This window comes from Jatrophihabitans sp. YIM 134969 (genome assembly GCF_054456675.1).
The window spans coordinates 189511-202730 of the sequence record NZ_JBTJEQ010000002.1; the positions used below are offsets into that span (position 1 = coordinate 189511).

Annotated in this window: 10 protein-coding genes; 4 read left to right on the forward strand and 6 right to left on the reverse strand. The window is 72.6% G+C overall.

The genetic code is table 11. The features are described 5' to 3' along the window. Positions 1–21: 21 nt before the first annotated feature. The 6 genes from ACXR2U_RS02110 to ACXR2U_RS02135 are packed head-to-tail and all read right to left on the reverse strand — an operon-like array spanning position 22 to position 7335. Positions 22–1116 (reverse strand): glycosyltransferase family 4 protein, encoded by a 1095-nt coding sequence (locus ACXR2U_RS02110; protein WP_458823265.1) that lies wholly within the window; start codon positions 1114–1116, stop codon positions 22–24. Then, positions 1116–2363 (reverse strand): ABC transporter ATP-binding protein, encoded by a 1248-nt coding sequence (locus ACXR2U_RS02115; protein WP_458823266.1) that lies wholly within the window; start codon positions 2361–2363, stop codon positions 1116–1118. The genes ACXR2U_RS02110 and ACXR2U_RS02115 overlap by 1 nt, the downstream gene beginning before the upstream one ends. Continuing rightward, positions 2312–3259, reverse strand: coding sequence for an ABC transporter permease (locus tag ACXR2U_RS02120; protein ID WP_458823267.1), 948 nt, complete (start codon positions 3257–3259; stop codon positions 2312–2314). Before ACXR2U_RS02120 ends, ACXR2U_RS02115 begins: the two co-directional genes overlap by 52 nt. Continuing rightward, the gene (locus ACXR2U_RS02125; RefSeq protein ID WP_458823268.1) at positions 3256–4851 is read right to left on the reverse strand and encodes a glycosyltransferase family 4 protein; all 1596 of its coding nucleotides are present in this window, start codon (positions 4849–4851) and stop codon (positions 3256–3258) included. The genes ACXR2U_RS02120 and ACXR2U_RS02125 overlap by 4 nt, the downstream gene beginning before the upstream one ends. A 1-nt stretch (position 4852) precedes the next feature. Further along, entirely contained in the window at positions 4853–6385 is a 1533-nt protein-coding gene (locus tag ACXR2U_RS02130) for a glycosyltransferase (protein ID WP_458823269.1), read from the reverse strand. Then, positions 6382–7335, reverse strand: a complete 954-nt coding sequence (locus tag ACXR2U_RS02135; protein ID WP_458823270.1) for an FkbM family methyltransferase — start codon at positions 7333–7335, stop codon at positions 6382–6384. The genes ACXR2U_RS02130 and ACXR2U_RS02135 overlap by 4 nt, the downstream gene beginning before the upstream one ends. A gap of 134 nt (positions 7336–7469) precedes the next feature. Between ACXR2U_RS02135 and ACXR2U_RS02140 the strand changes: the two genes are divergently transcribed. The 4 genes from ACXR2U_RS02140 (at position 7470) to ACXR2U_RS02155 (ending at position 13140) form a co-directional block, all read left to right on the forward strand. Then, entirely contained in the window at positions 7470–8474 is a 1005-nt protein-coding gene (locus tag ACXR2U_RS02140; RefSeq protein ID WP_458823271.1) for a GDP-mannose 4,6-dehydratase, read from the forward strand. 4 nt (positions 8475–8478) lie between these two features. Next, on the forward strand, positions 8479–9432 hold the full coding sequence (locus ACXR2U_RS02145; protein WP_458823272.1) for a GDP-mannose 4,6-dehydratase: 954 nt from the start codon (positions 8479–8481) through the stop codon (positions 9430–9432). 64 nt (positions 9433–9496) lie between these two features. Further along, a complete protein-coding gene (locus ACXR2U_RS02150) occupies positions 9497–11614 on the forward strand; it encodes a hypothetical protein (protein ID WP_458823273.1) in 2118 nt (705 codons plus the stop codon). A 194-nt stretch (positions 11615–11808) separates the two neighbouring features. Then, positions 11809–13140 carry a transglycosylase family protein gene (locus ACXR2U_RS02155; protein ID WP_458823274.1) on the forward strand — a complete coding sequence of 444 codons (1332 nt, stop codon included), beginning with the start codon at positions 11809–11811 and terminating at the stop codon, positions 13138–13140. The last annotated feature ends 80 nt before the right edge of the window (positions 13141–13220 follow it).

A 13220-nucleotide genomic window follows, 5' to 3' on the forward strand; every position in this document is an offset into this window, starting at 1 on the left:
CCGGCAGAGCTTCTTCCGAGGTCAAGACAGCGCGGCGGCGTACGCGGCGCGGGTGCGCTCGACCGTGCCCGCCCAGGTGAAGGTACGGGCGTGGTCGCGGCCGGCGGCGCGGGCCGCAGCGGTCGGCGGATCGACGAGGACGGCTTGCAGGGCGTCGGTCCACGCCGTGGCGTCGTCGGCCGCGACGAAGCGGGCGTGGTCGCCCAGCACTTCGCGCAGGACCGGCAGGTCGGAGGTCACCGCCGGGGTGCCGGCCGCCAGCGCCTCCAGTGGCGGCAGCCCGAATCCTTCGTACCGGCTGGGGAAAGCCAGAGCCGCGGCCCCGGCGACCAGCTGTTGCAACTCGGCCCGCGGTCGGTAGCCGAGCAGGCGCACCGAGCCCGCGGGTGCGGTGTCGAGGGACAGTGCCGGGCCCCACCCGGGCGAGCCGGTCACCAGCAGCGGCACCTCGACACCCGCGCGCCAGAGCTCCCCGTGCGCCGCGACCAGCAGCGGGAGGTTCTTGCGGGGCTCGAGGGTGCCGACGGCCAGCAGGTACCGGCCGTCCGGGACGCCGTCGGGGCGGCCGGCCTCGACCTCGAACCACGACGGGTCGACCCCCAGCGGCGTGGCGAACACCCGCGCCGGGTCGAGGCCGTACTCGGCAACCACCTCGGCCGCGACCGCCTCGCTCGGGGTGCAGACGGCGTCGGCCCGCCGCAGCCCGCGCGGGACGAGGCGCCTGTACTCCAGGCTGTCGCGGGTGACGGTCTCGGGGTGCCGCACGTAGGACAGGTCGTGCACGGTGACCACCCCCCGCGCCCGCCCGGTCGGCGGCAGCACGAAGTTGGTGCCGTGGAACAGGTCGAGGCGGCCGGTGAGCAACCCGACCGTCGGCTGGTCGGCGCGCAGCCAGGCCGCGCGCAGCACCCGCGCCGGCGCCGGCCGGGCGCGGACCACGGCGGTCGGTGCCACCTCGGCCACGGCGGTCCGCAGGGCCGACGCCCCGCGCAGCGTGAAGGCCGTGGCGACGACGTCGGGCTCGGTCGTCGCGAGCCCGGCCAGCAGGTGCTCGACGTAGACGCCGACGCCGGTGCGGGCGCCGAGCAGCGGGGTGGCGTCGAGCCCGATGCGCACTACGGCAGCAGTTCGGGTTCGCCGAAGACGTAGCCGATGCTGTGGCCGTTGCCGGCGACCCGGAACGTGGCGGCCTCGGGGCGACGGTCGATCTCGGGGCCGCGGCTCTCGGCGATCGCGCCGTGGACGCTGTACTGACCCTCACCGAGCCACACCTTGGGCAACCGGACCCGGAAGGTCCGGCGACCGGTCACCGACGGCAGGTCGACGTTCATCATGGCGGTGTTGGTGCCGAACAGGACCTGTCCGAGCATGCTGTCGATGCCCACGCCGAGGATCCAGTCCGTGAGCGGGGCGGCGCCGTCGGCCTCGACGTCGACCTCCAGCTCGAGGGCGTCGCCGGGTTTGAGCACCGCGACGTCCGGCCCGGCGTGGCCGGCCACCCGGACGTCGAGGATGCGCGCCTCGCCGCGGACCGTGGTCGCGGACGCCCGCTCGCGGGCGAGTTCCTCGCTGCGGGTGCTGTCGAACTCGGCGCGCAGCACGCGCAGGCTGTCGACCGGGGCGCCGTCGGCGATGACGTTGCCGTGCTCGAGCACCACCGCACGGTCGCACAGCTCCGCGACCTGGTCCAGGGAGTGGGAGACGAACACGATGGTGCGTCCCTCCTTCTGGAACCCGCGGATGCGGTCCATGCACTTGCGCTGGAACGGTTCGTCGCCGACGGCGAGGACCTCGTCGACCAGCAGGATGTCGGGGTCGACGTGCACGGCGACGGCGAAGGCGAGCCGCACGTACATGCCCGACGAGTAGAACTTCACCTGGGTGTCGATGAACCGCTCGATGCCGGAGAAGTCGACGATCGCGTCGAAGTAGCGCTCGGTCTGCTCGCGCGAGAGCCCGAGGATCGAGGCGTTGAGGAAGACGTTCTCGCGGCCGGTGAGGTCGGGGTGGAACCCGGCGCCCAGTTCGAGCAGGGCCGCGAGCCGGCCGCGCAGCAGCACCTGGCCCGAGGTCGGCTGGATGATGCCGCCGATGCACTTGAGCAAGGTGCTCTTGCCCGAGCCGTTCGGCCCGACCAGCCCGACGGTCGAGCCCGACGTGATGTCGAGGTTGACGTCGCGCAGCGCCCAGAAGTCCTCCTTGAACTGCTGGGAGCGGCCGAGGTTGACCAGGCGTTCCTTGAGGGACTTCTCCTTGCGGATGACGAAGCGCTTGGAGACGTCCCGGACGTCGACGACGGTGGTGATGGGGCTCAGAGCTCCTGCGCGAAGTTGTTCTGCAGGCGGGTGAAGACCCGCTGGCACAGGAAGAGCAGGACGGCGCCGACGCCCGCGAGCACCAGCAGGTTCAGCCAGATGTGGTCGGGGGCCGGGGCGCCGTCGCCGGCCTTCCACATCGCCCGTTGGAACGCCAGTGTGATGTCGACGAGCGGGTTGGCGTTGTAGAGGTCCAGCAGCACCGGGTGGTTCTGCAGGGTCCGGGCGACCTGCTCCCACGAGTAGACCGTCGGCGTGGTCCAGAACAGGATCATGAGCGCGATCTCGACCAGGTACTGGATGTCGCGCAGGTAGACGTTGACCGCTGAGAGCAGGAACGCCGCGGCCGTCGCCCAGAGCAACAGCACCAGCAGACCCAGCGGCAGGTACAGCAGGTCGCGGTCGAGCGGTACGGCGCCGACCAGGACGGTCGCACCGACGAGCACCACGAACTGGATGGCGAAGTTGAACAGCGCCGAGCCGATCGCGGCGAGCGGGAACACCTCGCGCGGCAGGTAGATCTTCTTGACCAGCCCGCCGTTGCTCACGATCGAACCGGTGCCCGACTGCACGATCTCGGAGAACAGCGACCAGGCCGTCAGGCCGGTGAACACGAAGATCGCGTAGTCGTCGATCGCGCGTTGCGCCCCGAGGAACTTGCCCAGGGCCACGTAGTAGATGAGCAGCTGCGACAGCGGGCGCATGAGGCTCCAGAAGAACCCCAGGACGCTGTCCTTGTACCGCGACTTCAGCTCGCGCCGCGTGAGCAGGCCGAGCAGTTCGCGGTAGGCCCAGATGTCACGGACCGACTGCGCGGTGCCGGTGAAGAAGCCCGACCGCGGTCCCGCTGGTCGCATCGGCAGGTCCTGCAGCGACGCGGTGCGTTCCGCGAGCGCCCGCGCCTGCGCGCTGGACTCCGGCCGCGGCATCTCGAGGTCGGTCACGAGGTCGCTCCGGACCGGTCGTCCGCCATGAAGAACGACCAGGTCTCGGCGGCGTACTGGTCCCACGTGCGGACGGCGCGGTTGCGGGCCTGTTCGGCGAGTTCCTCGAGCAGGTCGTCGTCGGTGAGCAGACGCTCGATCGCGGAGGCGATGTCATCGTCGCGGCGGGGGTCGACGGTGACGGCTCCACCGCCGGCGGCGATCTCGGCCATGCTGCCGTAGCCCGACGTGACGACCGGCGTGCCCTGGGCGAGTGATTCCACGATGGGCAGGCCGAATCCTTCGTTGAGCGAGGGGAAGACGGTGAAGCGGGCGAGGGCGTAGGAGCCGGCGAGCACGGCGTCGGAGACGCCCGAGACCGCCTGCACCGACCGGCCCTGGTCCTGCAGCTGGTGCAGCCGCGCGGTGAACTCCTCGCCGCGCCAGGCGTTGCCGCCGACGAACACCAGGTTGAACCGCAACCCCTTGCGCCAGCACAGGTCCGCGGCGTGCAGCACGGCCAGGTGGTTCTTGCGGGGCTCGTGCGAGCCGACCACGAGGACCAGGGGCAGCGACGGGATGCCCAGCGCCGAGCGGGCGGCATCGACCGCGGCCTGCTCGACCGGGACGGCTTCGTCGGGCAGGGAGATCGCACGGATCTCCGGGCCGGGCAGGCCCGTGCCGGCGAGCATCTCGCGCCACCCGCCGTACTCACCCGCTGCGGCCTCGCTGATCGCCGCGACCCGGTCCAGCTGCGAGGCGGCGCCGAGCATGGTCGAGAACCCGCCGCCCATGCCCTCGCCGACGGTCTCGGCCGAGGTGACCGGCACGCAGTCGAAGCCGATCATCGCGCTGCGCACGCAGGAGTACTCGACCATCGCCTCGATGGCGGTCGTGCGGTCGGGCTCGGCGGCCAGTTCCGGCAGGACGTAGCTGCAGCGCCACGGGATGGTGACGGTGGGACGGCCGTCCTGCGACTGGGCGGGGGTGCCGGTCAGCGCGCGCTCGCGCGCCGCACCGGTCAGCGGCTTGAGGCCGGTGAACGTCGAGGTCCACGAGACGAGCGTGACGTCGTGGTCGCGGGCCCACCGGCGCACCGACTCGCGGGTCACGCGCTGGATGCCGGTGGCGAGGTCGGTGTCCGCGGTGTGGAAGACGTCGACCAGCACCTCGCCGGTGACGACCTCGACGTCCGGCCACTCCGCGGCCAGCGGGGAGAACCGGCCGTCCGGCGGCGGCCACTCGAGCTGGACGCGGGGGACCAGTTCGGCCAGGGCCGCGGCGACGCCGTCGAGGCGGGCCCGGCGACGCGCCGCGAGCACCTGCACCGACGACGGCATCCGGCCGCCGACGACGGCCGCGGCGAGCCACACCTGGTCGGCGTCGGCGGGGTCCAGGACGTCGACGACCGTCTCGACCAGCTCGACGGTGCGTCGGGTGTCGGCGGTCGGCGGCCGCGACGGGTCGAGGACGTGGGCGAGCGTGGCGAGGCGGGACCGCACGGCGCGGCGGCGCTCGCCGCCGAGCAGGTCGATGTCGGCCGCGAGGCGGCGGGGGCCCGCCACCGGGAGGCGGGCGGGCAGAGCCGCGAGGGCGCGCAGGGTTCCGGGCACGTCAGACCTCCGCCGGCAGACCGAGGACGGACCACAGCTCGTCCGCGTAGTCGCTCCAGGTCCGGCGCGGACGGGCCGCGATCTGGCGCCGGAGGTCCTCGAGCAGGGTGTCGTCGACCAGCAGCGAGCGCATGGCGTCGACCAGGGCGTCGTCGTCACGGGGGTCGACGGTGAGCGCGCCGCCGTCGTGGGCGATCTCGCGCTGGCTGCCGAAGTCGCTGGTGACGGCCGGGACGCCGCGGGCGAGCGACTCGGCCAACGGCAGGCCGTACCCCTCGTGGCGGGAGACGAAGACGGTGAACCGGGCCTCGCGGTAGCTCGCCTCGAGTTCGTCGTCGGACACCGCGGTCCGCATCTCGACCGCGCGGCCGCGCCGGGCGAGCCGGGCGACCTCGCGGGCGACGGTGTTGCCCCACGCCGAACCGCCGATGAACCGCAGCCGGAACCGCAGTCCCTCGCGCCACAGCACCTCGGCCGCGTACAGGACGGCCTGCTGGTTCTTGCGCGGCTCGAAGCTGCCGACGCACACCACCAACGGGTCGTCGTGGTGCAGGGCGGCGGGGGTGCCGGGCTCGGGTCGGCCGCCGTCGTCGACGGGCAGCGCGCACTCGATCACGCGCGGGCCGGTGATGCCCTGGCTCGGCAGCATGTTCGCGAACCCGCGGAACTCCTGTGTGGCCGAGACGCTGATGCCGGCGACGACGTCGGTGTGCTTGATCGCGGTCAGGTAGTGCACGAACCGGTTGGGTTCGGCCAGCGGCACGATGAGCGAGCTCACGATCGGGATGGCGTCGTAGCCGACCGCGACCAGGCGGTTGCCGGACCACTCGCCGAGCGCGGCGAGCCGGTCGCAGGTGTCCCGGGAGGGCACCTCCATGAGCACCACGGTCGAGCGCCACGGCACGACCAGGACGTCGGCCAGCGGGTCCGGTTCGAGCTGACGCAGCCCGGAGGTGTGCTGGTCGGCGGCGTCGGCGTGGGTGTCGGCCCACCGCAGCACCCGGTCGGCCTCGCGCTCGTGCAGGCGGCGCATCGCGAACCCGCCCTCGACGACCGCGCAGGTCTCGAACGTGTGGCTACGGGCCCAGATCGGCAAGGTGCTGCGCACGACGCGCTGGATGCCGGTGTGCAGGTCGTGCTCGGCGGAGTGGGTGACGTCGAGGACGACACCGTCGGTGACGACCGCCATCGGCCAGTCGACCGTCCCCGCCTCCGTCGCGAGGGTCATCGCGGTGTCGAGCAGCCACAGGGTCGCCCCGACCCGGTCGGAGATCTCCAGCGTGCGCAGGGCCCGACGCATGAGAGCGTCGTCGGGGAAGCACCCGGACAACCCGACCAGCAGCAGCCAGACGCGGTCGGGCTGCGGGTCGGCGAGCACCGACCCGACCAGCGTGTCGAGCAGGTCGGCGGTCTCGCCGGCCGCGGCGGCCTGCTCACCGAGCAGGGGCGGCGCGATCTGCGTCAACCGCTGGCGGACGACGTCGCCCGGGTCGAGGCCGCCGCTCGCGGAGCGTGGGGCGATGACGACGGTCACCGGCCCACCCGCAGCGTCTTCATCAGCGTGCGCACCGTGCGGATCGGACGCGTGACGCGCCACGAGATGGTCTGGCGCATCTGGAACAGCTCGTGGCGGGTCTTGCCGAGTTCGCCGCCGTAGGCGAGCGCGGACGCCGACGACGCCTCCTGCCAGCGGGTCAGCGCGGCGTTGCGCCAGCGGATGAGGTCGGTGGTCAGCTGGTCGATCTCGGCGCGACGCTGCTCCGACAACGCGGCGTCCGCCCGCTGCTTCTCGGTGGTGAAGTTGTCGAGGACACAGGCGGGATAGGACAGCTGGTGCCCGATCTCCTCGAGGTGTTCGTCGGCGACGTAGTACCGCGACAGACCGTCGAACAGCGTGGCGGTGTAGCCGTGGTCGGTGAGCAGCGTCTCCCACGAGTCGTGGCTCTGGTGGGTGGTCAGCGGCAGCGTGGACTCGACCACGAAGACCCACGGGCGGAACTTCTCGAGGTCGATCGACGCCAGCACCGACCGCTCGGCGCCCTCGACGTCGACGTTGACGACGTGGATCGGCCGGTCGGCGAGACCCGCCTGCTCGATCACGGTGTCGAGCCGCAGCGCCGGCACCTCGGTGGTGGTCGAGGTCCAGCCGTGCTCGGCGTGGCCGCCGGCGATGTCGCCCACGGTCGTGGAGAGCCCGGTGCCCGGGATGGTGTGGAGGGTGACCGTCTCGGCCTCGTCGTCGGTGACCGCGGCCTCGACCACGGTGTCGCGCGAACGCTTGGCCCGCAGGGCGTCGGCGAACTCCGCGACGGGTTCGACCGCGACGCCGGACCAGCCCCGCTGGTAGAAGGCGTAGGTCAGGTTGAAGTGGACCGGGTCGTTGGCGCCGACGTCGACGTACGTCCCCTCCTCGAGGTGCCCGAAGGCGCGCATGAGGACGACGTCCTCGCCGTTCTGGGCGTACGAGTCGAAGGGGCTGGTCACGATCGGCCAGAGTAGCGGCGCTCGGGGCCACCGGAGGACAGGCGCTCAGGGCCTCCACGCCCCGCGCCGTGGGCAGGAGCGGGCCCAGGGGTCCGGTACGGTCGGGCCGCCACACTGCCGTACGAGAGGACACCATGCCGCGCGCGTTGATCACCGGGGTGACCGGCCAGGACGGTCTGTACCTGTCCGAACTGCTGCTGTCGAAGGGGTACGAGGTCTACGGCCTCGTCCGCGGACAGAACAACCCCAAGCGAGCCATGGTCGAGCGGCTGCTGCCCGACGTGAAGGTCCTCACCGGTGACCTCACCGACCTCCCGAGCCTGCTGCGCGCCCTCGGCGAGGCGCAGCCCGAGGAGGTCTACAACCTCGGCGCCGTGTCGTTCGTCGCGTACTCGTGGGAGAACGCCCGGCTGACCTCGGACGTCACGGGTCTCGGCGTGTTGAACCTGCTCGACGCCGTGCGCCTGCACGCCGGTGACGACATCTCGAAGGTCCGCTACTACCAGGCGTCGAGCTCGGAGATGTTCGGCAAGGTGCAGCAGGTCCCGCAGAGCGAGGCGACGCTGCTGTGGCCGCGCTCGCCCTACGGCGTGGCCAAGGTCTACGGGCACTACATGACCATCAACTACCGCGAGTCGTACGGCATGCACGCGAGCTCGGGGATCCTGTTCAACCACGAGTCGCCGCGGCGCGGGCCGGAGTTCGTCACCCGCAAGATCAGCCAGGCCGTCGCGCGGATCTCGCTCGGCCTGCAGGACAAGATCGCGCTGGGGAACCTCGACGCCAAGCGCGACTGGGGTTTCGCCGGCGACTACGTCGACGCCATGTGGCGCATGCTGCAGCAGCCCGAGGGCGACGACTACGTGGTCGCCACGGGGGAGACGCACTCCATCCGGGAGTACCTCGACATCGCGTTCGCGCGGGTGGGGATCGACGACTGGGAGCCCTACGTCTTCCAGGACCCGCGCTTCCTCCGCCCCGCCGAGGTCGACCTGCTCATCGGCGACGCGAGCAAGGCCAAGGAGAAGCTCGACTGGGAGCCGACGATCTCGTTCCGCGAGTTGGTCGAGATGATGGTGGACTCCGACGTCGCCGAGCAGACGACGCTCGCGAACGCCGCCGCCAGCGCGTCCTCCTGACTCCGTGACCACCGCCCTCGTCACCGGGATCACCGGTCAGGACGGCACGTACCTCACGGAGTCGCTCCTCGCCCGTGGGCTCGAGGTGCACGGGTACGTCCGCAGTGGTGACGACGCCGCGGCCGCGTTCACCGAGAGGTACCCGGAGGTGACTCTGCACCGCGGCGAGCTCGACGACGTCGCGGCGGTCCGCGCGACGCTCGACGCCGCCGGGCCGGACCAGGTGTTCCACCTCGCGGGGATCAGTTCGGTCGCGTTGTCGTGGGAGCGCCCGCTCGCGGTGCAACAGGTCAACGCCGTCGGTGCGGGTGTGCTGCTGCAGACCGTCTCCGAGTGGGCCGCGGCCCACGGCACCGCACCCCGGGTGCTGCACGCCTCGACGGCCGAGATCTTCGGCGCGCCCGCGACCTCCCCGCAGGACGAGTCCACCCCGATCCGGCCGACCTCGCCGTACGGCGCGAGCAAGGCCTACGCGCACCTGCTGGTCGGGGTGTACCGCGCGCGGGGGATGCACGCGTCGAACGTCGTCCTGTTCAACCACGAGTCGCCGCGGCGTCCGCCCGTGTTCGTCACCCGCAAGATCACCCAGGGTGCCGCGGACATCGCGGCGGGCCGGGCCAGCGAACTGGTGCTCGGCAACCTCGACGCCCGCCGCGACTGGGGCTGGGCGCCGGACTACGTCGAGGCCATGACGGCGGTCGTGGCCCACCCCGAGCCCGACGACTACGTCGTGGCCACCGGGGTCTCGCACAGCGTCCAGGACTTCGTGGCCGCGGCCTTCGCCGCGGTCGACCTGCCGTGGGAGCCCTACGTGCGCACCGACCCCGCCTTCGTGCGGCCGGTCGACGCCGTGGAGCAGCGGGGCGACGCCTCGCGCGCCCGCACGGTGCTCGGATGGGAACCCACCGTCGGGTTCGAGGAGATCGTCGCGCGGATGGTGGCGGCGGACGTCAGGTGAACGTCGGTCGGCGCGCGCAGCGTCGTCCGCGGGATCCACGTGCCGTCGCGTTATCGTGCCGCCCGTGTCCACCGATCTGCTCGAACGTGACGAGCAGGAGGAGACCACCTCGCCCGCTCCCGTGCGGCCGCCCGGTCTGCCGCTGTGGTTCGAGGCCGGACTGCTGTTCGCCGTCGTGGCGCTCATCTGCGTCGGCGGTCTCGGGGTCGCCCTCGCGTACGAGAACCACTACTCGTTCGGGCTGGCCGCGGGCATCGGGGTGCCGGTCGCCGTGGCCCTCTCCGTCGCGGGCGGGCTCGCGCTGCGGGGAAGGGCCCCACGCCGCCCCGACCGGTCGCGGACGACCGCGCCGACGCTCGCCGCGCTCGTCCTGGTCGGTGCGGTCACCTTCTGGAACCAGCACTTCGCCGGCACGTGGATCCTCATCGACCGCGACCCCGGGATCTACGCCGTCGCGGCGAAGTGGCTCACGCGGCACACCGGGCTGACGTCGCCCTGGGCCGCGGACTGGGTGGGCACCGGGCTCCCGCTCACCGGCAACTCCTTCGGGGTCGACGACGTCGACGGCGCGATCCAGACCCACTTCAACCACCTGACCGCGATGGTGTTCGCCCAGGCGGGGGCGATCGGCGGCGACCGGGCGCTGCTGCGGGCGAGTGCCGTCCTGCTGGGATTGGGCCTGCTCGCGCTGTACGCGGCCGGCGTCCGGCTCACCGGCCGCCCCTGGCTGACGCTGGCGGCCGTCGCGACCGTGGCCCTCGCGCTGCCGACGGTCAACGTCGCCCGCGGACCGTGGTCGGAGCCGCTGACGCTGTTCCTCGTGTGGGGGGCGGTCTGGCTGCTGACGGTGGCCTGGGACCGGTCACCTGCCGTGTTGGGCGCCCTCGCGGGACTGGCCCTCGGCGGGGTGGTCATGGCCCGGATCGACGCCCTGGTCTACCTGCTCCCGCTCCTGGTCCTCGCCGGTGTCGCGGCGCTCCTGCTCGGCCGCGACGAACGGTGGCGACGGGTCGCGGTCCTCGCGGGGTGCGCGGCGGTGTTCGCGATCGTCCCGGTCGTGGTCGGCACGGTCGAGGTCATGAACGTGTCGGGCAGCTACTTCCGGGTCCTGCGCAACCAGATCGTGCCGTTGCAGAAGGCCACGGCCGCCGCGGCGGTCATCGGGTTCGTCGGGATCCTGCTGGCGCGGCCGTTGCGCCGTGTGACCGTTGCAGTACGCAACGGTATCGGTATGCGGCTCGACCTGGTGACCACCGTGGTCGGTGTGGCCACGACGATCGTGTTCACCTTGGTCTGGGCGTTGCGCCCGGCGCTGCAGGAGGTGCGGGGCGGTGGGATCCACCTCATCGAGACCCTGCAGAAGCGCGAGGGGGTGGTGCCCCTCGACGACGGTCGGCTCTACTACGAGCACAGCCTGGACTGGATGGTCTGGTACCTCGGCGGCGCGACCGTGGCACTCGCGGCCGTCGGCCTCGGGGTCATGGTGCGGCGCGGTCTGCGCGGTGCCTCCGCCGCGGTCATCGTGCTCGGCACCGTCGGCTTCGCCTCCGCCTACTACCTCTACAAGCCGTCGGTCACCCCGGACCACCTGTTCGGCATGCGCCGCTTCGTCCCGGCGATCTTCCCGCTGCTCGCCCTCGCCGCCGTGGTGGCGCTCGCGGCGGGCTCCGACCTGCTCCAGCGGGCTCTCGGTCCGACCCGGCGCGGTCTGGTGCGGGTGGGGTCGGCCGTCGCCGCGCTCGGGCTCGCGCTGTCGCCGGTGGCGACGACCGGCCCGCTGCGCGACCTCCAACCCCACCAGGGCCTGCTCGCGGCCGTCACCTCGGTGTGCGACGGCATCGGCCCCGACGCCGCGATCGTCTTCCCGTACCCCAGCTACGGCCAGACCACCGGCCAACAGACCTTCCGGTCGTGGTGCGACGTGCCCGTCGCCGGGTCGACCCGGATGGTCACGGCCGCCGAACTGCGCCAGGCGGCCCGGGTCATGGCCTCCCGCGGACGCACGCTCTGGGTCGTCGACTCCGGGTCGACGTACATCGGCAACCTCTTCGGGGCCGCCAGCGTCGTCACCTTCGCCGGGGCGCAGTACACCCGCGACCCCACGATGACGCTCACGCACCCGCCGCAGACGTACACGCCGTTCACCATCACGTTCTTCGGCGTCCCCGTCCCCACGTCCTGATCCGGTCCCGCCCGGCGGGGCGGTGAGGCGGCGGTGAAGCCCCGTGTGACTGGAGTGGACAGAGTGACGTCTGCGCCTAGCATGGTCCGCGTCTCCCGACCGGCACCCCGGGTTCCTCGGCGTGTCGGCCGCCCGTGCCGGGCGTGGACCGCCCGTCACCGGGTGGGCCGCGCCGTCGACAGGAACGAGAACGCATGCGCCCACGACGTCGCCGGTCCGACGCCGCCCTCGCCGCGCCCACGCTCGCCGTGGTGGGCGCCGTCGCCGGGTCGCTGCTGACCGCGGTCGTCGCGGCGCCTCCGGCCACCGCGGGTGCGGTGCTCGGCGACCGGCTGGCGGCAGGGGCGTCGATGGGGGTCGGCGACGCGCTGCGATCGGCCAACGGCGTGTTCTCGCTCCAACTGCAGAGCGACGGCAACCTGGTCGAGTACGCGGGCGGACGACCGGTCTGGACCTCCTCGACCGGCGGCCGGGGCGGCAGCCGCCTGACCCTGCAGACCGACGGCAACCTCGTCCTGCGCAACGCCGCCAACGCCGCCGTGTGGAGTACCTCGCAGTTCGCGTCGGACCCGTCGGCGCTGATCCTGCGCAACGACGCCGCGCTCTACACCGCGCGGACGAACGGCAGCGAGTACTGGGGTGCTCACCCGCGCTTCGACGTGGTCGGGACCGGAGCCGCGTTGCGGCCGGGGCAGTCGGTGTACTCGAAGGACCTGCAGTACCGGCTCTCGCTGCAGACCGACGGCAACCTCGTGCTGTACAGCACGACCAAGGCCGTGGTCTGGACGACGTCGACCCGCGGCACCATGCAGGCGTTGACGATGCAGACCGACGGCAACCTCGTCCTGCGCACGACGGCGGGCGCGGTCGCGTTCCAGACCAGGACGGCCGGGAGGTCCGGGGCGGTCCTCACCGCGGGCACCCTCGCCGAGGCGACGGTGGCGCAGGGCACCACGGTGGCGTGGCGCACCCCGGCCAAGACCGGCGTGGTGTGGCGCAACCAGCTGCTGCGCAGCGGTCAGGCGATCACGCGCGGCACCGCGTCGCTCACCATGCAGGCCGACGGCAACCTGGTCCGTCGTGACGCCACGAACGCCGCGGTGTGGGCGAGCGGCACCCGCTCGCCCGGTGCGTACGCGTGGATGCAGTCCGACGGCAACCTCGTGATCCGCTCCACCGCGGGTGCGGCGCTGTGGACGAGCAAGACCGCGGGAACGACGGCGACGTTCCTGCAGGTGAGCGGCGCCGGGTTCGCCTACCTCGGCAACGCCGGTCGGTCGCCGGTGTGGATCGAGGGCGCACCGAACTGGGCGGGGCTCGCGCAGTGCGAGTCGGGCGGCAACCCCCGCGCCGTGAACCCGGCGGGCTACTACGGCCTCTACCAGTTCGACCTGTCGACCTGGGCGTCGAACGGCGGCACCGGGAACCCGGTCGACGCGACGCCCGCGGTGCAGACGGCGGTCGCCGCCACGCTGTACCTGGCCCGGGGCCGGGCGCCGTGGCCGGTGTGCGGGCGCTACCTGTGACCGGTCGCCGCCCCCACCGGTCGACCCCCGCGGCGTGAGCTGAACCGCGCCACTCCGGAGCGGACGCCCTGCCGGGCGGC